This is a genomic window from Pseudoalteromonas sp. S3776 (assembly GCF_005886915.1).
Taxonomy (GTDB): domain Bacteria; phylum Pseudomonadota; class Gammaproteobacteria; order Enterobacterales; family Alteromonadaceae; genus Pseudoalteromonas.
Map to the genome: position 1 here is coordinate 191,916 of NZ_PNCU01000001.1, position 22,720 is coordinate 214,635.

A 22,720-nucleotide genomic window follows, 5' to 3' on the forward strand; every position below is an offset into this window, starting at 1 on the left:
TTAACCACTACATTAAGACGCTTTAGGATGAAAACTTTAAGTTGCTAGCTATTAAAAATTATAAGCTAACGACATTTTAAATTGAGTTGGCGCACCTGGGTAAACCCATAAAGCGTTGTAGCTGCTTTCGGCGTAATCTTCATCAAAAATGTTATTAACACTGATATTAAGCTCGGTTTGCTCGGTTAAGTTTACGTTGCCAAACAGGCCGACTAATTGGTAGCTTGGTAGCCTAAAACTTAAATCGGCGGCATCACCTAAACGGCTACTTGTGTATTGGTAACTTGCGCCAAACTTTAGCTCTTTGCCCATTAATGCTGTTTGATGGCTAAGCGTAAGGTTGAGGTTGTTTTTTGGCACATTAACCAGCGGGCTGCCTTTTTTAATTGGTACGCCCCAATCGGCATTAATAATGTCGTTTGCTGTGGTGGCATCTATATAGGCGTACGATAAGTTAAACGCGGTTGCATCAGTAATATAGGTATTTAAATCAAGCTCAAACCCTTTGCTATCGGCTTTACCAATAGGGGCTGAAAAACCGACGTTTACAGGGTCTGCCACTAACATATTGCTTTTAGACGCGTCAAAAATAGCCACAGTACCGTTTACGCCTAGGTACTCAAACTTAGCGCCAACTTCAAACGAGTCGCTGTACTCAAAGCCAAACGGGTCGCCACTTGCATCAGTGCCACTTAGTGGTAAAAAGCCTTCTGAGTAGCTGCTGTATAACGTTAATGCATTACTTAGCTCGTATACTACGCCAACACGCGGGCTTACTTGGCTTTCAGAGCTGGTTGAAAACACGCCGCTGTTGGTTTCTAAAATGTCTTGGTCAACGCTGTCAAATCTTAGGCCAACTAACAGCTTAAATTTGTCGGTAATATCCATTTGGTCTTGAACATAAATACCGTATGCGTTTTGCTCTTCGTCGTTTTCGTAAAGTAAGCTAACTGCTGGGCGCTCAACATCGTAATTTGGCTCAAAAATATCAACAGTATAAGTACCATTACCGCCACGGTAGCGTGAAAGCGCTGTACGTAAATCGTATTTATATGCATCGGCACCTATTAATAAGTGGTGCGTAATGCCAGCTGTATCTACACTGCCGCTAACTTCAAATTTAACGCTTGTGTCTTCTACTTCGTAGTCGCGATAGCGCTGTTGGCGAGTAAGTGTGCGGCCATCGTCAAATAACGATTGGCGCGACGGCGAAAGTTCAGCATCCGACGAAAACCCCGTTAATGTAGAGCTGCGGTAGTTTGCACCTAAAACTAACGACCATTCGTCATTAATGTCGTGATTTAACGTAATTTGGTGACCGCGCGAATACACCTGCGTGTCGCCATCGTTTGGATTACCTAAATAGCGCGAGTTTGGTACGGTGTTAAAATCGTTATTAAGTACTACAACGCCACGGTCAAATAGCTGGGCTAAATCTACGTATTCAAACTCATACGTTACACTGGTCGATGCGTTTATTTGATGATAAACAGACGGCGTAATCACCTTTTTATTGGTGTACACCTCATCGCGGTAGCTGTCGCTATCTTGCCACGCGCCATTTATTCTAAACGCAGTGTTATCGTTAATGCCGCTTGTGTAATCGCCTTCAATACGGTTAAAGCTGTCGCTGCCTAAGCTTAGTTTTAGCTCACCTTGAGAATCAAACTGTGGCTTTTTAGTCACAATATTAACAGTACCGCCGGGCTCTGAGCGCCCATAAAGTGCTGAACCTGGGCCTTTTAATACCTCAATGTAATCAATGTTAGATACATCACGCGGGCCGCTAAAACCACGCCCACCGCTAAAGCCATTAATTAAATAGCCCGATGGCATGTTTTCGTTACCCGAAAGGCCACGAATAGAAAAGCTATCCCATAATGCACCGCTGTTATTTTTGCGAGAAATACTCGCCGAAAAATCAAGCGCGTCTTGTAATTCAGTAATGCCTTTTTGATCAAACGCGGCGCTGCTAACACTTACAATTGACTGCGGCATTTGCTTTTGAGGAATGTCGCCACGGTATGCTTGTTTATAAGTAACCGATATTTTTTCAATTTCGTCGGTTTGTGCTTGAGCAAGTGTTTGCGCACTAATGCCCAAACAGGCTAAGTAAATTAAAGAGTACTTCATGATTGATAATAGAGAATATACAAATGTGATGTTATAACGATAAGTTTAGCATGTGTTACTTTATAACAAAAAGACTTTTTTGAATTTAAAAATTGCATTAGCAGCTTTGTATACATCACGTTAGTATGGTGTTCTATTTAGGTTACATAACGATGATTTTTATGAGCATAAAAACAAACGCATTAATTTACTTTTTAGCCTTTTGCAGTGGTTTTTGCATTATGGGTATTGAGCTTTTAGGTGGGCGCATATTAGCGCCTTTTTTTGGCAGTAGTGTGCATATTTGGGGCAGTATAATTACCGTATTTATGCTCAGCCTTTCTTTTGGTTATTTACTGGGTGGTAAGCTCAGTACTAAAAATGCATCGCTTACAAAGTATGGTTTAATATTTTTAACCGCCAGTATTATGGTGGTGCCTATTGCGCTGTTTTCGCAGCCAATAATGGAATTTATTTTTACCCACATTGAAGACACACGCTATGGTTCATTGCTTGCCTCTACAGCTTTATTTTTTGTTCCAACGGTAATTTTAGGCATGATCTCGCCTTACTCGGTGCGTTTGTTAGTTACCGATAGCGAAAAAAGCGGCCAAGTGGCGGGTATTTTATATTTTGTAAGCACGCTAGGTAGTGCCCTTGGCACTATTATTACCTCGTTTTACTTTGTACTGGCGTTTGATGTAAATACTATAATTAGCGCATTTGCGTCTACGCTTGGTTTACTTGGCGTACTGGCTATAGCTATTAATAGCTTGGCTGGTAATAAGGAGTTGGCTCATGCTTAAATATTTGCTCTTAGCTGTCAGTGTGTTCTCAACCGCGGCGCTAAGCGATGTAATACACGAGGAGCGCTCTTTATATCGCAATATTATTGTTGATGAAACACGCGACTTACGTTGCTTAAAATTTAATACAAAAAGTAGCCAAACCAGCCAAAGCTGTATGTATAAAAACGACCCCGACAAACTGGTTTTTAACTACACCAAGCTTACTTTTGCCAGTTTGTTAGTAACCGAAAATCCTAAAAACGTGCTTATTATAGGACTAGGTGGCGGGACGCTTTCTAATGTAATTCATGAGCTTTACCCTGCGGCTAAAATTCATAACGTTGAAATAGACCCAGCAGTTTTAAAAGTAGCCCGCGATTATTTTAACTTTATAGAAACCGGCAACGTTACATCAAGCGTGCAAGACGGCCGTATATTTATTAAACGCGCTGCTATTAAAAAGCAAAAGTACGACTGGATTATTCTTGATGCATTTAATGGCGACTACATTCCAGAGCATCTGCTTACTAAAGAGTTTTTTGAAGAAGTTAAAAGCGTACTGGCCGAAGGCGGTGTTATTGCAGCTAATACGTTTTCGAGCAGTAAATTATACGAGCACGAGTCGGCAACATACCATAGCGTATTTGGTGACTTTATAAACGTAAGCCGCCCTAACCGCTCTAACCGTATTATTTTAGCAGGCGTTAAAACGATGCCAACCCAGGCGCAACTTAACAAGCGTATTAAAGCCCTTGCGCCACGTTTAAAAAAATACGATGTAGATATGAAAGCAATAAGCACCTATATGCAAAGCACCAAAAACAATCAAGACTGGCCTGCTAACACCAAAATATTGACTGATCAATACTCCCCCGCTAACCTTCTTAATTTTTAAACGTACAGAATTTACTTAGCCCCAGTTTTGGGGCTTTTTTATTTTTGAAAAACACCACACATTTACTTAGCACGCTAACTAATGTTAAAATGCTTAGCATGCTAACTAATTTGGAGTGGTGATGACGACTCAAAAACCTTTTCACGAAACGCTCGATTTAACCTTAATTGGTAATATGGGCCGGGTCCATAGGCTATGCCGCGAAGCAGTTACCATCGCAGTAGAGCCCTTAGGGCTTACGCAATCACGTTGGACCGCACTCATGCATATAGATATGCATGGCGAAGGATTAACACAACTTGAGCTTGCTAACAGCTTAGGGATAGAAATGCCCTCTCTTACCCGCACATTAAAACAATTAGAAGAGCAGCAATTAATTACCCGTAAAGTAGATGAGCACGATAAGCGCAGTAAAAAGATTTACTTTACTAATAAAGGCGGCTCTGTTTTACAGTCGCTAAACAAAAAGCTCGTTGATATTAAAAGCCAGCTTTACAGCGGTTTAAGCACTGAGCAGCTCGACGCACTCGCGCGTGGCATAGTTGAAATAGAAAAAAACGCACTAAACTGTATTCAAAACCAAGTTAAAGGGTAAAGCACGTAATGACCCCGGATCAAAAATTTACACGTTATGTAAGGCTCTCATTAGGGGCTTTTGTAATTGTATTTATTTATTATTTAATGGCCGACATGTTCATGCCGGTAACACCACAGGCACGGGTTTTTCACCCTGTTGTGCAAATAGCGCCGCAAATAAGTGGCCGTGTAACTAACGTATTAGTAGCTAATAACCAAGCTGTAAAAGCGGGCGATGTACTATTTGAAATAGACCCAAAACCGTATAGATTAGCACTAGAGCAAGCACAGCTCGCCCTCGACGACGCCAAATTACAAAATAAACGCCTAGATACCAATGTAAAAGCACTTGAGGCGCAAATTTCGGCGGCCAAAGCAAAGCTACACGAACAGCAATTACTCAATAATCGTGGCGAAGCATTATATAAGCAACGCTCTATTTCTGAGCAAGAGCTTGAAAGCATTAAAGCTAACTTTGAAGCAAGTAAATCAAATGTCGCCTCATTAGAAGCGCAATTGGCCGAGGCAGTGCTTGCACGTGGCGAAAGCGGTGCACAAAATTTAGCGCTTCGCCACGCTGCAAACCAATTAGCACAGGCTGAGCTTAACTTATCCTACGCCCAAGTACGTGCGCTAAGTGCGGGTGTGGTGTCTAACTTACAACTGCTTGACGGCGCATATGCTGTAACCGGTAGCCCGCTATTAGCTATTGTGGCTAATAAGGCCGACTTAGTTGCCGATTTTAGAGAAAAATCATTACTCAATATGAAACCAGGCAGCCAAGCACGAGTGGTATTTGATAGCCGCCCAGGTGAGGTTTACAACGCGTATATAAGTACATTTGAGGCAGGTGTTAGCGACGGGCAACTCAACGCCAATGGCGCGCTAAGTAGCACCGAAACCAGTAATCGTTGGGTGCGCGATGCACAGCGTCAGCGTATTCATTTAGTGATGCCAGATAACGCCAAGTTAATTGCAAATATGCCAAGTGGCGCACGTGCTACTGTACAACTATTGCCAGAGTCAACAATTGGCCAGTGGTTAGCATCGGCGCAAATTAGGTTTATTAGCTGGCTACACTATATTTATTAATGGAGGGAGTATGACTCAGGCAGTTAGCCAAGCACCTCAATTAGACTCAAATGGATTACGCCAAGCGCTACGCATAGCCGGTGGTTGTACCTTAGGGTTTACTATCAGTAAGTTAATGAACTGGCCATACGGTATATTTTTTACTGTTTACCCTATGTTACTACTCGGTTTAGTGCCAGTGTTAAATAAACACATTGTGCGCCAGTTTTTAGCCAGTGCCGCCATTAGTATTCCTATGGTGTTAATTATGCAGGGCTTTTTTTCTCACCTGCCTGTTTTAATGACCATTATTGTATTTTTAGCGTTTTGCTTTTTGTTTTATCAAATGAGCTCAGGTGCGGCTTTTTTATTTGGCGCATTAGGTGTGGTGGGGTTATCTATTCAGTTGCATTTTTCAAGCTATGTAACCGGTACAAGTAGTGTTTACCCACTTATTTTAAGTAATGGTTTGGCGACCCTACTCTCTACGGCTATCGCTTTTGCTATGCATGGTATTTTTCCTGATGTAACCGCGCGTGCTGTAAGGGCGGTACCTGCAAAGGCAAAAGAAAGTATTCGCCATGAGGTACTACTGTGCGCTACGGTCGCTACGCTTTCGTTTGTAGTATTTCAGGTGCTTGATTTGCAAGATTCAATATCGGCGCAAGCCTCATCCGTTTTAATTTTGTTTTCGCTGTGCTGGAAAGCGGCAGGTATGGCGGGTTGGCAGCGTGCTATTGGCACACTCATTGGGTGTAATGCGGCGTTGTTAGCACAAGTGTTATTGTATAACCACACCGATTTTTTATTGTTTCCGGTATTAATATTGTGGACACTTTCGTTTATTTTTAGCCGCTTTCATATTTTAGGTGGAGGCCCACCAGGTATAGGGTTTGGTGTATTAACTACCTTTGGTATTTTGTTTGGCAACTCACTCGGCCCAGGGCAAGATTTAGTTTACAGCGCGCTGTATCGCTTTAGCTCGGTTGCTGTAGCCATTGTGGCAAGCTTATGTGCAGTTTACATAATGCATCATATATTAAACCGCTTTAGTGCAACCCGCCACCATACCTATGAGTAGCTTGTTTACGCCTAGAGGTAATTTTACCTGTAAGCGGTGCAGCCCACTACGCAAACAAGTTTCGCGTCTACAAGTAATTTAAACTCAAAGGTTAGGATTATGCCGTAGGCGCAGAGCTTGCTCGCGCGAAAAGCGAAGCTTTACAGTTCTGAACATGCCTTAATTGATGCAGCTATTGCTGAGGCACTTTGTTTTGAATATCCACCGCCACCAGTAACTACAGTAGGTATATCTAGGTTTTTCAAATATGTAAGTATGGCTTTCTCTCGCTTAGCAACATCTTCAACAGTAAGCTCAAAACCACCTAACTTATCAACGGCTAACACATCAGTTCCAGCAATAATAAATGCTAAAGCATAATCAGTTTCTACTAACTTTAGCGCTTGATTTAACTTATCCAAGTATTCATGGCCTTCAATGCCACTTTTCAATGGAACGGGGAAGTTAACTCTATTACGCGTAAAATCAGAGGTTGGATAAATATCTGCGTTGTATACATCTAGTAAATGTACATTTTGGTTATCCTTGAAAGAGTATGCATTACCGTTACCGTGATGAGCATCAACATCTATAATTAATACTTTATCCGTTTCACTTAATTGGCCATTTTTACGTAATTGCTGATAACTAATGCCAATATCATTATAAATACAAAAGCCTTCCATATTAACATTGCTAGCGTGATGGAAGCCTCCTGATAAATTCCACATAATATCGCCAGAGCTTAATGCTTTTTCAGCACCTAGCAAAGTTCCCGCAACAGCTAGGCGCATAGGTAGCAAAATTTTATTATCTAGAAAATTAAAACTAACAAAAGGAATTTTTGGAACTTCCAAAGCCCTAAGTATAAGCGTTTTACTTAAAACTAATTTTCGCATTAATTCATTGAGATATTCATTAATCTTGACTGACGAAACAGGCCCCTGTGGGTAGATGATTTCAATATCTAAGTTATCAAGTTCTGTAATTACTTTTGCAAACTTTTCACCATCAAATGGGTGTAAGTATTTTAGTAATCCTAAATGATAATTAAAGCGGGGCTCATAAATAATTTTCATGTCTATGCATTTTCCGTTTCTGCAAGTTCCATAGCGTAACGTAAAACTTCATGGGGCGTCCATATACCGCCACCTAACGTTCTTGCTAATTTACCATAGGCACCAGCATTAGGTATAAAGCTAGGCTCTTTAGCACAAGCTACTCGTAAGCAATCAGCTACAACATTTGAACAATTGAATTTAGCTAGCTGATATTGAGGTATATTTTCCATTAAAGAAACAACATAATCTTCTAAGGCGCTAGTGTCTGCACTTGAAATAGTAACAGTTATTGGGCGGCGGTTACCCTCACTTTCAATATCAAACTCTAGTGCTTGCATGAAGTGACCAGGACGTCGACGTTTTATTTTTAAATCTTTTTTACCAGCATCATCAGCTGGCCAAAAGCTAATCTAAGTAGTGCCAAATGAAATTGAAGCATGACCTACCATTTTTTTGTGAGGTAACCAGACGTGTACTTTTAATATATTAAAATCCTTTTTTGTATTTTCCTAATTGAGGTTCAATTTATATACTTGCAGACTAAAAATTAATACATAGAATTAGAAGCTTTCTTACAGTGCGTTACGTATCATTAATTTACACTCTTACACTCTATCTCCTATTTCGCTTTGCTAAATAAACCAGCACGTTATTTATGGGTTTTGCTCATTACGCAAAAAGGTTTCGCGTCTACAAGTAATTTAAACTTATTATCCAAAGCTTTTTATTAAAACTTAATGTTGCCGCGCAGGGCTTTGGTTTGCCCGTGCTTGGTTTTTTTATCCATGCGTTTTCGCTGCGAGCTGCGGCTTGGTTTGGTTGCACGGCGGGCTTTATTTACTTTAGTTGCGCTTAAAATTAAATCTTTTAAACGCTTTAGTGCATCTTCCCGGTTTAGCTCTTGGGTGCGAAAGCTTTGAGCTTTAATTACCACCACGCCCTCTTTTGTAATGCGTGAGTCGTTTAGTTTCAGTAATCGTTCTTTGTAAAAATCGGGTAACTTTGAGCGGTTAATATCAAAGCGCAAATGAATGGCACTGGCTACTTTGTTAACGTTTTGGCCACCGGCACCTTGCGAACGAATAGCAGTTAGCTCTAGTTCCCATTCATCTATAGTGACAGTATTTGAAATAGTTAACATTACGTTCAGCTCTTATCGACAAAAATGCAGTATAACATTAGTAGCTATATTTTTGCTGAATCAGCTTAAGTTACAGCACTTTAAAGTATTTATACTACTTTATAACCTAAATACACCTGTTACTTTAGTTATGTATTGGCAAGCGCTTACATTTAGTTTTAAATAGCGTTAAATAAATAATAGGAAAAGCCCCATGAAAAAAATACTTGTATCTCTTAGTTTATTAGCAATGAGTTTTTCAAGCCTTGCAGAAGATATTAGCGAAGGCCAATTACAAAGCTACATGAAAGCACTACCGGCTGTTTCTAGCTGGGCTAGTAGCCAAGATTCGTTAAAAAACCTTGATTTAGCAAGCATGCTAGGTGGCTCTGCCGAGCAAAGTGTTGAAGAGCAAAGCTCGCTTGCTAATAGCGCATTAAGCATGATTAAAGAGCAAGGCTTATATAAAAGCTTTGCCGATATTACTAACCGTTACGGTTTTTCGCCTGAAGAATTAGTTTCTGTGGGTTCTGAGGTATCTATGGCTTACATCGAAAACCTCAAATCGGGCCTTTCAGCTGAAAACCAAGAAACAGCAAATAAAGTAATGGGTGGCCTACAAAGCCTTAAAAGTGCCAAAAGCAGTGATGCTAGTTCACTGATGGGTGCGTTTGGTAAAGCTTCAAGCGCGGCTGAAGAATCTACTGACCCACTAGTAAGCGAAAACAACCTTGAGCTTGTGGGCGAGTACATGCCACAGCTGCAAAAGATATTTGCACTACTATAACTTTACAAATAACCTAAACTGAGGTTAAGTAGACACTTACACAAAAGGTGGTATTTACCACCTTTTTTAATGCCCAAATTTTAAATAATTACGACATTTATTAAGCGTACTGAGTGGCGCTATGTGTAAAGTCCAGCGCATGAGTACCCTTAGCCAGCGTGGCACAAAGCTGTTGGCTTTTTCATAATAAGTTTCTTTTTAACATGTGCTGTTTGTATAAACAGCACATGTAAAGCCCCTTTACAAGCATATAACCATCAGTTTTATAGCTATTCATAGTGGCTCTTTATTTAATATTTTAGCTACACGTTCGCTTAGCTCTGGCAATACTGTTTGCTCAAACCATGGGTTCTTTTTAAGCCAAATATTATTGCGTGGGCTTGGGTGCGGTAGCAACAAATGTGCCGGCCAATATTCACGCCACGATTTTACTAACTCGGTTAAAGGCCTATTTTTTGTGTGAGGTAAATGGTACGCCTGCGCATATTTACCAAGCACTATTGTCAGTTCTAAATTTGGCAGAGCATCCAGTAATTGCGCTCTCCATGCCGGTGCACATTCTTTACGCGGGGGTAAGTCGCCCGACTTACCTTTACCAGGGTAACAAAAGCCCATAGGTAAAATAGCTATTTTTTGGGCATCGTAAAACTCTTCAGCACTGAGCCCTAGCCATTCTCGCAGGCGATTTCCGCTGGCATCGTTAAAGGGCTTGCCAGTTTCGTGTACTTTTATGCCCGGTGCTTGGCCGGCAATTAAAATACGCGCATTGGCATTAAATTGTATAACGGGGCGAGCACCTAACGGTAAATGAGGTTCACAGATCACGCATTTACTAACTTGCTCAATTAAATTGATCGGATCCATATAAATCTGGCCTTAAATGCTTAAATGTTGTTCTAAATGGCCATTTAGACCTAATGAGTTGGTAAAAAATCGGTTTATTTTACTCAAATTAGTTATTAGTTGGTAAAATCGTGATCTCACCTAAAAATAACAACTAATCACTTGATATATTTATTTTTTTTCTGACCATACGGCAAATTCGTTACCGCTTGGCTCGGTAAAATGAAAGCGGCAACCACCGGGGAACTCAAAAATAGGTTTTACTATTTTGCCGCCATATTGCGCTACTTTTTCATAGGTTGCGTTAATGTCGTTACTGTAAAACACCAGCAGTGCGGCCCCATGTTGTGTAAGTGATTTAAGCGGTGCTTTAAAAAAGCCACCATCCAAGCCTTGGCCGCTAAACGCCGTATATTCTGGGCCATAGTCGGTAAATTGCCAGCTAAACACGTTAGTAAAAAAGCTTTTTGTGGCTGTTAAATCGCACGCGGGAAACTCTACATAATTTAGTTTTTCGTGGTTGCTCATCTTTAATTTACTCTTTGGCTTGCCAGTATTGACCACTGTAAACCTTCGTTATTAGCTAAGCAATATAGCTAAACCGCTTGAGATCATTATTTTACTAACATGCTAAGGGTTGTTATTAAATTATCTAAAATATACAAATGAGAATCGCTATCTTTTGTATTTGTAAGCTTTATAATAACGCCTTATTTTTTATCCTCGTATTCGAATAAGGGATTTGTTAACTATGCAAGCACCTTTGCACATTGCACCTTTTACAAAAAATAGACTAGCTGGGCTTTTTAAAGCTGCGCAAAGCTATAGAGTGTTAGTGTTTTTGCGTTTTTTTATTGCCATTTTTGGGGGGTATGCGTTTACTTCAGCATGTATTTCATTATTAAGTGTAGTGCTGCCAATTCCTAAGCAAGATGCCGTATTGCTGTGCGTGTCTATCAGTATTTTAATTTATGCTTTGGTGTTTATTTATGCGTTTGCGATTAAGTCATTAAAAACTGTATGGATCAGTATTTTACTAAGTAGTGGCTTTTTTGTTGTTGTATTAGCATTACTTAAGGGTTGGCTATGAAAGACAGTTTTTTTAGGTCGATGACCTGGCTACATACGTGGGTTGGTTTACTTACGTGCTGGATTATTTACACAATATTTTTTGCAGGCACGGTTAGCTTTTTTAGAGACGAAATAAATCTCTGGAATCAACCTGCTATACACAATGTGCAAGCCCAAACCGACAGGGTGGCCGCACAAAGGCAGCAAATTATTAAGGGCTTTGATTACTTAAATCAGCATGCTGCAAATTCCCCAAGTTGGCGTATTACCTTGCCCGAAGAGCGTATACCGTATTTAGTATATGGTTATGCAAAACCTAAAGAGCCAGGGCAGCGACGCAGCCAATTTGTAAATACCCAATTAAACCCAAACACCATGCAAGAACTAGCACCTTTTGTAAAAACTAAAGGTGGTAACTTTTTTTACCGATTGCATTATCAGCTTTACTATTTAGATGCCATAACCGGGCGCTGGGTCGTGTGTTTTGCCAGCTTTTTTATGTTGCTGGCAATAATTTCGGGCGTGGTTATTCACAAGCGAATATTTAAAGATATGTTTACGTTTAGGCGTAATAAAGGAGTACGTAGCTGGTTAGATGCGCACAACTTAAGCTCGGTACTGGCTTTGCCGTTTCATTTAATGATTACCTATACAGGCATTATTACCCTTATATTTATGTTGTTTCCTTATCCTGTATTAACCAATTACGACAATGGTATACGAGGCTTTTTTAACGAGGTAAGCCCTAGTAATAAGGTGACTAATAAAGCGCAAGGTAGCGCAGATATGCTCTCTATAAACACTATTTTGGATCAAGTTTATACTAAGTGGCCAGATGCAGACATTACGCGTGTTCAGGTTAGCAAACCTAATATGGCGGCTTCAACAGTAACAGTACTGGTGAGTCCGAAAAAGGCCCTTCGCGATCAAGCACCGCGGCTTTTGTTTAGTGGCGCTACAGGAGAGTTAGTAGCGCAAACAGATGACGAGCTTAGCAATAGTAAAGCACTTTACGAGTCACTTAACTCTATGCATACAGGGCGCTTTGCCACACCTTTATTGCGCTGGTTATACGTGCTTGGTGGCATTGCAGGCTGCGTGATGATTGCCTCTGGCTGTATAATGTGGGCTAAACGTATACGCGAGCGTAACAAAGGCAAAGCCTCGTTTGGTTTACAACTGGTAGAAGGGTTAAACCTTGCCACCATTATGGGCTTACCATTGGCCACTTGCGCCTTTTTTATTGCCAATAGATTGCTAAGTCCAACCCTCGCTGGGCGCGCTGATAAAGAAGTAGCTGCGTTCTTCTTAGCGTGGTGTGTAGTTGCCGTTATGGCACTTTTAAAGCGAGATAGGCTGCAATGGCGTGTAATGGCGAGTATAAATGCATTAGCGTGTTTAAGTGTGCCCGCCATAAATGCGCTTACTACGCAGGGCAATATAGTGAGCTACTTACTAAATAAGCAATGGGACTTGTTTATTTTCGATGCGTTATTTTTACTATTTAGCATACTGTTTTTAGTACAAACCGAAAAATTACGTACTGCTTCTAATACATCTAATAAAACAGCAAATAGCTCAACCAATCATAAAAGGAGGAAAAAGGCATGATTGACTTACTTAGCTTTAGCCTCTGTTTACTGGCTTTTAATGGTTTTGCCTTAGCAAAACCAGCGCATTTTAAAACGGTATTTAAAACGCGCCCCTCTGAGCAGCAAAGTAATTTGCTGCTAATTGTTGCTTGGATCAGTATTTTACTAAGTTTAGTGTTTTGTGTAGTTGCCCAGCAGGGATACGGCGCTTTACTTTTTTGCGGCTTCATGAGTCTAAGTGTATTAATTATAATGCTTTTTTATAATTTTATAGACTCATTAGTAAAGCCATTTAGCATCTTAAATATGCTATTAATTGGAGCATCAGGGTTATTATTAGTAATAAATGCACTTTAGTTAGTAAAAACCTGATCCAAAAAAGACTGTTAATTTTAGGCAAAAAAATGGCAAGCTATAAAGCTTGCCAACAATAGGGGGATGTTCAGTATGTCCAACACTTGCATGTCTCGTTGCAAGTGCAGCTAATATAGCCCTAACATATTTAACTTACCTTACAGTGAAATGAAGGTTTTATTACAGCTGTAACAATCACAATCACATTCACAGCAACTGTAAAGCCCCTTTACAAAGCTATGGTGTTTACTGCTCAACCCAAATAATTTGCTCTGTAGCAAAACCAAGTTGTTTAGCTTTCGCTATAAAATGCTGTTTTAGTTCATTACTCACCGTTGGCGTGCGAGATAAAAACCATAAATAGTCGCGGTTATAACTAGTAATAAACGCGTATTGGTAGTCGTTTTGGTCGAGCTCAAAAATCACATAAGCGCCATAAAATGGGCCAAAAAATGATACTTTAAAATGGCCCGTATCACTGCCTTCTACAAATTTTGCTAAACCCTGCGCTTCATCCCATTTTTGCTCTTTAGTGATAAACCCTTTGTTGAGCACCTTTACTGTTCCATCATCGTTTACTGTGTAAGTTGCGGTTACTTGTTCCATGCCCTCTTCAAATGAGTGGTCAAGGCGGGCAATTTCGTACCACTTACCTTTGTATTGCTCTAGGTCAAAGTTTTTAACCGGCGTAATACCCTCTGGTGCACTTGTGCAGGCGGTGAGTAAAAATAACCCTGTAATGAGTAAAATAGTCGTAATGGCCTTCATGAAAGCTCCCTTTTAAAAGTGATAGTGTTTGTACGGCGCTAAGCCAATAAAGTTTGCTAGCCGATTAAAATAAATTGCTATAGGATCAGCTAAATACTAGAGCAATTAAAAGATTACAGCATGAAAATATGGGTAGATGCCGACGCGTGCCCCGTGGTTATAAAAGAAATTCTTTTTAGAGCCGCTGAACGTACGCAAACACCAACCATTTTAGTAGCTAACCATGCAATGCGCATTCCGCCTTCAAAGTTTATAAGCCGCGTACAAGTTTCAAGCGGGTTTGATGTAGCCGATAACGAAATAGTAAAACGCGTAGAAAAAGGTGATTTAGTTATTACTGGCGACATCCCCCTTGCCAGCGAAGTGATTGATAACGGCGCCCAAGCACTCAATCCGCGTGGTGAGCTTTACACGCCAGAGAATATTCGCTCGTTATTAAACGTACGCGACTTTATGGATACTATGCGCTCAAGCGGCGTTGAAATGAGTGGCGGACCACCACCGCTTAGCCAAACCGACCGCCAAAACTTTGCCAATAACCTTGACCGTATTTTAGCGCAAAAAAAGGCGAGTTAGTGTGAGTGAGCAACTAATAGGCTTAGGTGAGCAAGCCTTTAGCGTAGCCGTGTATGTTGCTAAAGCGCCGCCTATGCCCTACTTTCAAACACTACAAAGTGTTGAGCCCGTAATAAACGAGCAAATAAATACCATAAATCAGCACTGTGGAAATGGCTGGCGCAAGGTGTTTAACGTATACGCCAAAGTATTATTTGCGCTACCGAGTGAGCATTACAGCTTTGCAAAACAAGCCGATAGTTGGCAAGCGTATCGCGATGCATTTTTACTGCAAAAAAACAGTAAAACAGCATTGTTATTTAGTGCACCCATTATTAACGGCACCAATAAAAACCAGCTGCATATTATTGCAGGTCGTATGCACGCTAAAAACTTACTACAACAAGGTAAGCTTAAAGCGCAATTTAATTGGCTTGATGATGAGTTTGCAATTGATACGACGAATAACATTATTGTGTGCCCGTACTTTGATTATAGGCAGTTAAGTAATATTAAAATAGCCCGATTAAGCGAGTTGGTTGCTCAACTAAAAATGGCTAAATAAACATTGTAAGGACAACCATGGCGGGAATTTTAGAACTAAACACTTTGCTTAAAACAATGAACCCTGAGCTTAAACAAGGTGAATATATATTTTGTTGTTTAGCAGGCAGCCTTGCCGACTACGTTCATTTAAACCCGCTTGCCAGTTACGTTGAAGATGAAGGCCTAACCCTTATTTTAAATGCTAACACCGCCGATAAAGCCGGTATTACTTACGAGGGTAAATATAATTTAATTACCCTTAATGTGCATTCAAGCCTTGAGGCTGTTGGGTTAACCGCTGCGGTATCGGCCAAATTAACCGAGCACAATATTAGCGCGAACGTAGTGGCTGCGTTTTATCACGATCATATTTTTGTACAAACCGATAAAGCGCAGTCGGCCATTAAGGCACTAAGCGAGATTGGTAAGGTTTAGTTGGTAAAAATCTGATTCACTTAGGTAAAAGTCAAAGCCGGTATTGCAGTACCGGCTTTTGTTTTATTTATCGCTGCAAAAGTGCTGCGCTACAGACTCTAATTTTACTTTATCACCTGCAGTTACGGCTACGCATTGCGTATTTTTATCGAGTTTTTGCTTTTGAATAACAGTAAACGCCCCTTCGTTAGCAGCGTATAAGTTATATTGATAGGCATCATCGCCCCCTTCAAACAGTGCGGTAAATAGTCCTCCCACTAAGCCGCCAATGATGGCTCCGCCGAGCATTTCTTCAGTGTTACCATCTAAGCTGTCTACAAAGCCAACCCCGGCGCCTGCTGCTATGCCTGTGCCTACTTCAGATGAGAGTGTTACGGGTTGCATTGATTCTACCGATGCATAGTAGCGCTTAACTATTTGGTTTTGATTGTTTCTATCGACCCCCTGTGATGCACAGCCAGAGAGTAGTAATACCGCAATAAGATACTTTTTCATGTTGAACCCCTTAAATATTTAATAGGGAGATAGTAAGCGTGTGAGCATAAAAAATATGTGAGGAGTTTGTTTGTAGCTGTCAGGAAATGTAAGGATGTGTATAAAATAAAACACCGAGTACGCATACTCGGTGTTTTGGGATTACAGTAGGTAAATTTTATATTATTAAACCACGTAACCACTAAAACCAAGCGCTTTAAAATAAAGCTTAGGAATGCCGTATTTACACTCGTTAAGTAACTCGCTAAAGCGCATTCTATCAAGCGGGTAAAATTCACTCTCTAAGTTTTGAGCTGTGTAGGCTTGCCCTGCATCACTTAAGCCTAGATTGGCACACACAGTAATTTGCGCTTCACGTTCAAAGTCGGTTTCGGGTTTCATTAAATCGCTAATAAATAGGTTTGCGTCTTTATTTAAATTAGCTTTAATGTTTTTAAGTAGCTGCTTTTTGCTGCCGTCGTCTTCTAAAAAGTGCAGGACGAGTAGGCAAAGCGCCGCATCGGCCTTAGTAGAAAGTTTATCGAGCTCGCCTTCAATAACCTTAACACGCTTTGTTATGCCATGCTGTTCAAATGCTTGTTTAGCAATAGCAAGCATATCACCTGAGGTATCTTGTGCGGTAAATTGCCAAGTTGGGTTAAGCGCTGCGAGGGCGAGTATTTCTTTACCTGTGCCAGCCCCTACCACTAAAATATGTGCGTTATCGTTAAGAGTTGCTTTAAGCTGTGCATTGGTAAGTTGGTGTAATAACTCATATCCTGGTACTAAACGGGTAATGCGATTGTCGTAATGCGTTGCTTGCTCGCCTTTAAATGTTGGCATTTTTAACTCCTTTAATCAGCTTATATAACTTCAACAGTGGAGTATCCACCACTTTTTTTACTTACATGTACTTGCGTAGCTACGCGTTCACTCATTTCACTCACATGCGATATAACCCCTACTTTGCGGCCTTGTGCTTGTAATGAGTCGAGTGCGTCCATAGCAACGCTGAGTGTTTCGCTATCTAACGTACCAAACCCTTCGTCAATAAACAAAGAGTTGATTTGGACTTTGTTTGATGAAAGCGATGCAAGCCCTAATGCCAGTGCCAAAGATACTAAAAATGATTCCCCCCCAGAGAGCGTATTAACCGAGCGTTGTTCGTCGGCCATGTCGCGGTCAATAATGGCTATATCGAGCGATTGCGCAATAGCTGTAAGCTCATAGCGTTTATTAAGGGTTTTTAAATGGCTATTAGCATAATGCAGCAATATTTTAAGGGTTTGTGTTTGTGCTAAATTGCGCATGGTTTTACCGGTTGCATCCCCTAATACTTTATTAAGCACGTGCCACTGCTCTACCTGTTTTTTAAGAGTAGTAAGTTCAGCGTGTTTGCTCTTAAGTGCTTTGGCGTTTTGATTGTGTTGCTCAAGCGCGGTATTAGTGCCAAGCAAACTATTTTGTAGTTCAGTTTGCTGATTAGCTAAAAACGTTTCTTGCTCTGCTAATTGGCTTTCGCTTTTGTCTGGCTTGTTAGTATTATGGTGATCTGTTTGCGCTTTTTGTTGTTGTTTAAGCGCTGCATTTGCGTCTGTAAGTGCTGTTAAACGCTGCTCAAACTGCATTAATTGCGCTTTTATTTGCTCACTAGTCAGCGTTAGTAAAATAGCGATCTGTTCGTGGTTTACCTCGCTATACTGCGCTTTAAAGTCGCTAAACCAAGCATTGTAGCGCTCTTCAAGTGTGCTTTGCTCTTGAATTTGCTCTGCCAATCGCTGCTCAACGTTTTTAAGTGTTATAGCGTGCTCATCGCGTTTTTTAATGGCGTTGTCGTGGGCTTGTTGGCTTGTATGTAACTCTTTTTGGCATTGCTCAAGCTGCGCATTAAGGTTTGCTTGGTAATCATCGGCGCTTAATGGCTCGTTGTTAAATAAAGCAAGGCGCGCAGTGTGCGTGGTGTTTTGCAGTTGTTGTGCTTTGGCTAAGTCGTCTTTTAACACTTTAAGTGCCTGCTCACTTTTAGCCATTAACGGAGTGAGTTGCTGTAATTGCTGTTCAGCGCTGTCTATTTGTTTTTGACTTTGTTCAAGTTGAACGTGTGTTTGCTGGTACTGCTCAACCTGCTGGCTTAAATCGCCCATATTAAGCGTGTTATTTTGCAATTGTTGCCAAAAGTCACTGTGCTCAAACTGCGCGTTTAGGGTACTAGTAAGCTCGTTAATTTGCGCACTTAGCTCTGCATGCTTTGTGTTTATTTGATTAAGCTTATTGGTTAATTCAACATGCTGATTATGCAATTGCTGTTGTGTGTGTTGCTCAGTTTTTAAGTTATTTATTAGTTGGTTTACTTTTTCTTGCAGGGCTGTTTGCTGTTTTTGCGACTCAAAATAGTGCGACTTTTGACTGCTTAGCCGGGCATGGGTGTCATCAAGCTGCTGTGCTGTTAACTCGTTAAGCTCTGTACGTGCCCCTTGCATTGTCGTTTTAATCTCTAGCTGCTTAGCCTGTGCGCTTTGTATGGCTTGGCTATGCTGGGCGTGCTCAGTGATAAGTACCGCATGTTGAGTTTGGTGCTGATGCAGCTTAGCTTGGGCGCTATCGTGTTGCTCTTTAGCTTGGTTATAACTTGTTTCAAAGTCGGCTATTAGGTTATTTAATTGCGGGTTTTGGCTGCTGGCATACGGGTGCTCTTTTGCACCGCACACAACACAGGGCTCGTTAGGGGTAAGCTGCGTACGTAAATGCTCTACGTTTTCGCTGGCACGCAGGCGAGCTTGGTTTAATGCATATTCACTGTGTTTAAGTGCTTGCTCGCACGAGGCTAAGCTTTGTTGCAATGATGTTTGCATTTGCTCACTGTGTAAAAGCTTCGCGGCCACCGCGGCTTGTTGCTGTGTACTGGTTTTTATTTCTTGATTAAGCTGCTGATAGCGCAAGCGCTGATCTTTTAAATATTCAATATTTTTAAGCGTGCTATCGCATTGCTCAATATTAAATTGGTGTTGTTGCTCAGTTAGCTGACTTAAGTTTTTCTGTTCAGATGCTAGTTGTTGCTCTTGCAATTCTACTTTTTTAGTTTGATCTGCTAGCAGCGTCGCTTGTTTAGCTTGTTCTGCTAACAGCTGTTTATTTTGAGAAGCGGCCGCTTTTAGTTGCTCATTGGCACTTAAATACGTATTAAAGCTATGTTGGTAATAATTCCAATCAGTGGCTAATGGTTTTAGCTGCGCGTACTCGTTTAACCATGTTTGATGCCCTGCGTTGAGTTTTTTTGCTTCATCAAGTGCATTTTTGCTTTGCGTGTACTGCGTTTGTAATTCGCTAAGTTGCTGCTGCTCTTTTTCGCTTTGCTGAGTCAGGCTTGTGATTGTTTGCGTATGTATAGCAAGTTGGCTATCAAGCTCACGAGCTTTAGCAATAATAGGCTCTGCCGTTTGTTTTTGTTGCGTGGCAGTTTGCAGTGCAGCTTGGTGTGTTTTTAATTTTTCGGCTTGTTCACTTATTAGCGCTGCATGGTCAATCGCTCTTAAATCGCTTATTTGCGTGCTAAGTGTTTTGTTTTGCGCCGTTAAGTATTCATGTCGTTTGCGGTTGTCTTTTATTTCAAGGGCGCTTTGGGCTTGTTTTGCTTGCTCACTTTGCTTTGCTATTGCATCAAGCTGTTGTTGTGCGTGTTTTTGCTGCTCTACTGCGTGTTCAAGTGCCTGCGATAAGCGAGCTGCTTGCTTGTACCAATTTAAGTCTTGCTCTGTGGCTGCATGTGTTTTTTTAGTTTGCTCAATTTTTTCAAGTAACTCATCACGCAGGGTTTGTTTAGCAGTTAATTCGTCATCGCTTAGCAAGGTGTAGCTTGCAAGGCTTGCATTAAGTAATTCATATTGATCTTTTAGCGCTTTATTGCGCTCAAAAATACGTTTACCAATTAGGCTAAATTTATCTGTGCCGGTTAAACACTCTAAAAGTTGTGCGCGTTCATCGCCTGTGGCTTTTAAAAAGGCGGCAAATTCGTGCTGTGCTAATAAAACCGCACGGGAGAACTGATCAAAGCTTAGCCCTATTTTGTTCTCTATTGTTTTTATAGTTTGGCTTTTATCGGCTATCAGGGTTTCATTGGGCAAGGTCACTAACGTATGCTCGGCTACTTTTAGTTTGCCTGTTGCCTTTTTGTGAGTACGTTGTATTGAATAACGTGCACGGTAAAGCGCTTTGTCTTGCCCTACAAAATCTACTTCGGCAAAACCTTCCCACTTTCCTCTGCGTAATAAGTTACGCGCATCGTTTAATTTTATACTGTCGCCATTAAAATCTATTAAGTTGCCTTTATCACCTTTTAAGCGTGCAGTTTTGGTATAAAGCGCTAAACAAATAGCGTCTAAAAAGGTACTTTTACCTGCACCGGTGTCGCCGGTTATTGCAAATAAACCAGCGTCTTTTAGTGGAGCTTGGGTAAAGTCGATTTCGGCGTCAACTATTGAGGCTAAGTTATGTATGCGTACTGCGGTTATTTTCATAGTTGCGCTTGCTCCGTCAGCTCACTTATTACATCGTTTAAAAGCGTTTTAAGCTCATCCGGTACAGTTTGGCCGGCCATGTCTTTGTCGTTCGCAAAGGCTTGTTCTAATAAGTTTAATGGGTTGAGCATTTCAATTTCGCTTAAATCTTCAAACACGGCGCAGTTATCGCTTGTTGTGGTTTGTTCTCGCACCCGTTCGATGCCACAAAATTTTATGTGTTTACCCTCAAGAGCTTGCTCTATTTGCTCTCTAAAGGTGGTGTCGGTATCACTTGATTTAAGCTTTACGCGTAAATAAGGGGCAATCGTATGTTGTGATGTATCAAGTGCTTTAATTTGCTCGCATAGCTCGCTTAATGGCACACACTCTCCCTCTGGTAGAATAATCACCTCAGCAGAGCGTGGAATGTAAAGGGGGTTTACAGATGTGCTAATAGATTGTTTTTCATCATTTTTAAATTCGACGACATTAACTTGGTGTGTGTACTTACGTTCCGAAAACGACATAGGAATAGGCGTACCGCTGTAACGTATAACGTCTTTTTTAGCAACTTGCTGCGCTTTGTGTAAGTGACCTAGGGCTACGTAGTCTGCTTGACTGCCAAATACATTAGCCGAAATAGACTCCTCCCCACCAATTACTAAATTACGTTCTGAATCACTTGAAATATCACCGCCTTTGGCATGTAAATGCCCCATTACAATTAACGGCGAATTTTGCGCATTAATGCTATAGGCGTGTTCAAGGGCAAGCTTATAGGCTTTTTCTACGCCTTGTGTGTAACTAGGGCCATTTTTAGTGTGACTAAGTGAACTTATATCGCTGGTACGTAAAAAAGGCATAGCGACGATTACAGCGCGTTTATTTTGCGTATTTATTTCGATCACTGTATTGGCTGGGTTGGTTATGTCAAAGCGCCCAACCACATGGGTGTCAAACTGAGCAAGCAATGGCAGCGCTGCTAATATACGATTTGCTGAGTCATGGTTGCCGGCAATAATAACAACATGTAGTTGTGGGCAACGCTTTTTAGCATCTTTTATAAATTGGTAGAGCTGGTTTTCGGCGCTGGCACTCGGTGTGGCTGTATGGTAAATGTCGCCTGCAACTAAAAGTATATCTATGTGTTGCTCTACGAGGGTGCTAAGTAGCCAAGTAAAAAATGCAGCGTGCTCATCGCGGCGGTCATGTTCATAAAATTGTTGGCCTAGGTGCCAATCAGAGGTGTGGAGAACTTTCATATCGCGCTCTTAAAAAACCATAAGAGCGCCAATATACCCAAGGCAAGTAAAGATGCAAGCCTCGGGAGGGCTTTAGTTTAGGTAAAACTATATATTGCAATAATAATGACAGGAAGCGCTAGCAAAGCCATGCCTAGCGGCATTTTTAAACTTTTAGTTTGCTTTGCTTGCAATGCTTTTATGGCATTTGTTTCGTTACAGGCGGCTACTTTATCAATATAAAAATAACCTGAGTCTAGATACTGCTTACAACTTTGCTGATTTGCTGGAATGGCTATTAGCTCTTGTTGTTTTTTTAGGATATAAAAATCCATACACCCACCACATTGCTTACCGGTAATAAGTACATATTTGAGAGTAATCGTAACGATTTTATTATGCTCAAATAAAAAAAGTGGGCGATTTTAAATATAAAATGCACTAAATATCAACCTTAAATTTCACTATTTTTAATTTATCGTATAAATAGTTAATATTAGTGAGAACACGGCAATATTTGCGCCAATTATTAGCCACATTTTACTGTGTTTTTGTTCAGTATGAAGGCGCTTTAGCGCATCTTGTTTGTTGCATGCCGACACCACATTCACATACGAATATTGGTTTGATTCGTAGCGTTCTAGTAAGTCTTTATCAGCAGGGATCGCTTCGAGCTGATGATCTTTTTTAACAATGTAAAATTTCATATCGGGCTCCTTAAGTTTAAATGTGCTGATTATTTACATTGAGCTTAAGCGCATTAAACCTTGTAAACAGCGCTCACGCTATAAATTTAAGTTCACCTTAAACAACATATTTTTACACCTTAATTTAATCCTAAGCTAATGGCATGAATTAGGCCTGAACCCTCATAA

General features: G+C 40.8%; 25 protein-coding genes. 12 read left to right on the forward strand and 13 right to left on the reverse strand.

All coding sequences use genetic code 11. The annotated features are described in order from the left end of the window. Positions 1-51 precede the first annotated feature (51 nt). Positions 52-2,133 carry a TonB-dependent siderophore receptor gene (locus CWC16_RS00870; protein ID WP_138540120.1) on the reverse strand — a complete coding sequence of 694 codons (2,082 nt, stop codon included), beginning with the start codon at positions 2,131-2,133 and terminating at the stop codon, positions 52-54. 161 nt (positions 2,134-2,294) lie between these two features. On the opposite strand from CWC16_RS00870, the gene CWC16_RS00875 reads away from it, so the two are divergent. The 5 genes from CWC16_RS00875 to CWC16_RS00895 all read left to right on the forward strand — a co-directional run bounded on the left by CWC16_RS00875 (position 2,295) and on the right by CWC16_RS00895 (position 6,523). Continuing rightward, on the forward strand, positions 2,295-2,918 hold the full coding sequence (locus CWC16_RS00875; RefSeq protein ID WP_055017023.1) for a fused MFS/spermidine synthase: 624 nt from the start codon (positions 2,295-2,297) through the stop codon (positions 2,916-2,918). Beyond that, on the forward strand, positions 2,911-3,795 hold the full coding sequence (locus tag CWC16_RS00880; RefSeq protein WP_138540121.1) for a spermidine synthase: 885 nt from the start codon (positions 2,911-2,913) through the stop codon (positions 3,793-3,795). Before CWC16_RS00875 ends, CWC16_RS00880 begins: the two co-directional genes overlap by 8 nt. A gap of 121 nt (positions 3,796-3,916) precedes the next feature. Then, complete coding sequence (locus CWC16_RS00885; RefSeq protein WP_055013517.1) at positions 3,917-4,390, forward strand: MarR family transcriptional regulator; 474 nt, start codon at positions 3,917-3,919, stop codon at positions 4,388-4,390. Between the two features lie 8 nt (positions 4,391-4,398). Then, the gene (locus CWC16_RS00890) at positions 4,399-5,463 is read left to right on the forward strand and encodes an HlyD family secretion protein (RefSeq protein WP_138540122.1); all 1,065 of its coding nucleotides are present in this window, start codon (positions 4,399-4,401) and stop codon (positions 5,461-5,463) included. A gap of 10 nt (positions 5,464-5,473) precedes the next feature. Beyond that, a complete protein-coding gene (locus CWC16_RS00895; protein WP_138540123.1) occupies positions 5,474-6,523 on the forward strand; it encodes a DUF2955 domain-containing protein in 1,050 nt (349 codons plus the stop codon). 140 nt (positions 6,524-6,663) lie between these two features. Here CWC16_RS00895 and CWC16_RS00900 read toward each other — a convergent pair whose 3' ends face one another. The 3 genes from CWC16_RS00900 to arfB all read right to left on the reverse strand — a co-directional run bounded on the left by CWC16_RS00900 (position 6,664) and on the right by arfB (position 8,704). Continuing rightward, a complete protein-coding gene (locus tag CWC16_RS00900; protein ID WP_138540124.1) occupies positions 6,664-7,581 on the reverse strand; it encodes a histone deacetylase family protein in 918 nt (305 codons plus the stop codon). 2 nt (positions 7,582-7,583) lie between these two features. Continuing rightward, positions 7,584-7,901, reverse strand: a complete 318-nt coding sequence (locus CWC16_RS00905) for a hypothetical protein (RefSeq protein ID WP_212747434.1) — start codon at positions 7,899-7,901, stop codon at positions 7,584-7,586. Between the two features lie 389 nt (positions 7,902-8,290). After that, positions 8,291-8,704 carry an alternative ribosome rescue aminoacyl-tRNA hydrolase ArfB gene (gene arfB, locus CWC16_RS00910; protein ID WP_138540125.1) on the reverse strand — a complete coding sequence of 138 codons (414 nt, stop codon included), beginning with the start codon at positions 8,702-8,704 and terminating at the stop codon, positions 8,291-8,293. Between the two features lie 193 nt (positions 8,705-8,897). Here arfB and CWC16_RS00915 point away from each other — a divergent pair, with 193 nt between their 5' ends. Then, on the forward strand, positions 8,898-9,470 hold the full coding sequence (locus CWC16_RS00915; protein WP_055013512.1) for a hypothetical protein: 573 nt from the start codon (positions 8,898-8,900) through the stop codon (positions 9,468-9,470). A 273-nt stretch (positions 9,471-9,743) separates the two neighbouring features. Here the strand turns inward: CWC16_RS00915 and CWC16_RS00920 are convergent, their stop codons facing one another. Continuing rightward, entirely contained in the window at positions 9,744-10,334 is a 591-nt protein-coding gene (locus CWC16_RS00920) for a uracil-DNA glycosylase family protein (RefSeq protein ID WP_138540126.1), read from the reverse strand. Between the two features lie 150 nt (positions 10,335-10,484). Continuing rightward, positions 10,485-10,841 (reverse strand): VOC family protein, encoded by a 357-nt coding sequence (locus CWC16_RS00925; protein ID WP_138540127.1) that lies wholly within the window; start codon positions 10,839-10,841, stop codon positions 10,485-10,487. Between the two features lie 223 nt (positions 10,842-11,064). Here CWC16_RS00925 and CWC16_RS00930 point away from each other — a divergent pair, with 223 nt between their 5' ends. The 3 genes from CWC16_RS00930 to CWC16_RS00940 are packed head-to-tail and all read left to right on the forward strand — an operon-like array spanning position 11,065 to position 13,333. Further along, the gene (locus tag CWC16_RS00930) at positions 11,065-11,403 is read left to right on the forward strand and encodes a hypothetical protein (RefSeq protein ID WP_055013498.1); all 339 of its coding nucleotides are present in this window, start codon (positions 11,065-11,067) and stop codon (positions 11,401-11,403) included. Continuing rightward, positions 11,400-12,995 (forward strand): PepSY-associated TM helix domain-containing protein, encoded by a 1,596-nt coding sequence (locus tag CWC16_RS00935; RefSeq protein WP_138540128.1) that lies wholly within the window; start codon positions 11,400-11,402, stop codon positions 12,993-12,995. Before CWC16_RS00930 ends, CWC16_RS00935 begins: the two co-directional genes overlap by 4 nt. After that, positions 12,992-13,333 carry a DUF3325 domain-containing protein gene (locus tag CWC16_RS00940; protein WP_138540129.1) on the forward strand — a complete coding sequence of 114 codons (342 nt, stop codon included), beginning with the start codon at positions 12,992-12,994 and terminating at the stop codon, positions 13,331-13,333. The genes CWC16_RS00935 and CWC16_RS00940 overlap by 4 nt, the downstream gene beginning before the upstream one ends. 243 nt (positions 13,334-13,576) lie before the next feature. Here the strand turns inward: CWC16_RS00940 and CWC16_RS00945 are convergent, their stop codons facing one another. Then, entirely contained in the window at positions 13,577-14,098 is a 522-nt protein-coding gene (locus CWC16_RS00945; protein ID WP_138540130.1) for a lipocalin family protein, read from the reverse strand. A gap of 120 nt (positions 14,099-14,218) precedes the next feature. On the opposite strand from CWC16_RS00945, the gene CWC16_RS00950 reads away from it, so the two are divergent. The 3 genes from CWC16_RS00950 to CWC16_RS00960 are packed head-to-tail and all read left to right on the forward strand — an operon-like array spanning position 14,219 to position 15,634. Then, the gene (locus tag CWC16_RS00950) at positions 14,219-14,674 is read left to right on the forward strand and encodes a YaiI/YqxD family protein (RefSeq protein WP_055013495.1); all 456 of its coding nucleotides are present in this window, start codon (positions 14,219-14,221) and stop codon (positions 14,672-14,674) included. Position 14,675: 1 nt separating this feature from the next. Further along, positions 14,676-15,218 carry a DUF6942 family protein gene (locus CWC16_RS00955; RefSeq protein ID WP_138540131.1) on the forward strand — a complete coding sequence of 181 codons (543 nt, stop codon included), beginning with the start codon at positions 14,676-14,678 and terminating at the stop codon, positions 15,216-15,218. A 17-nt stretch (positions 15,219-15,235) separates the two neighbouring features. Beyond that, a complete protein-coding gene (locus CWC16_RS00960; protein ID WP_138540132.1) occupies positions 15,236-15,634 on the forward strand; it encodes an ACT domain-containing protein in 399 nt (132 codons plus the stop codon). Positions 15,635-15,697: 63 nt separating this feature from the next. Here the strand turns inward: CWC16_RS00960 and CWC16_RS00965 are convergent, their stop codons facing one another. From CWC16_RS00965 to CWC16_RS00990, 6 genes are all read right to left on the reverse strand, one after another. Further along, entirely contained in the window at positions 15,698-16,129 is a 432-nt protein-coding gene (locus CWC16_RS00965; protein ID WP_138540133.1) for a hypothetical protein, read from the reverse strand. 165 nt (positions 16,130-16,294) lie between these two features. Further along, the gene (locus CWC16_RS00970; protein WP_138540134.1) at positions 16,295-16,951 is read right to left on the reverse strand and encodes a class I SAM-dependent methyltransferase; all 657 of its coding nucleotides are present in this window, start codon (positions 16,949-16,951) and stop codon (positions 16,295-16,297) included. Between the two features lie 20 nt (positions 16,952-16,971). After that, positions 16,972-20,622, reverse strand: coding sequence for an AAA family ATPase (locus CWC16_RS00975; RefSeq protein WP_138540135.1), 3,651 nt, complete (start codon positions 20,620-20,622; stop codon positions 16,972-16,974). Next, positions 20,619-21,866, reverse strand: a complete 1,248-nt coding sequence (locus CWC16_RS00980) for an exonuclease SbcCD subunit D (RefSeq protein WP_138540136.1) — start codon at positions 21,864-21,866, stop codon at positions 20,619-20,621. The genes CWC16_RS00975 and CWC16_RS00980 overlap by 4 nt, the downstream gene beginning before the upstream one ends. A gap of 77 nt (positions 21,867-21,943) precedes the next feature. Continuing rightward, positions 21,944-22,180 carry a hypothetical protein gene (locus tag CWC16_RS00985; RefSeq protein ID WP_004588266.1) on the reverse strand — a complete coding sequence of 79 codons (237 nt, stop codon included), beginning with the start codon at positions 22,178-22,180 and terminating at the stop codon, positions 21,944-21,946. Between the two features lie 135 nt (positions 22,181-22,315). Beyond that, positions 22,316-22,552, reverse strand: coding sequence for a hypothetical protein (locus CWC16_RS00990; RefSeq protein ID WP_138540137.1), 237 nt, complete (start codon positions 22,550-22,552; stop codon positions 22,316-22,318). Positions 22,553-22,720: the final 168 nt, after the last annotated feature.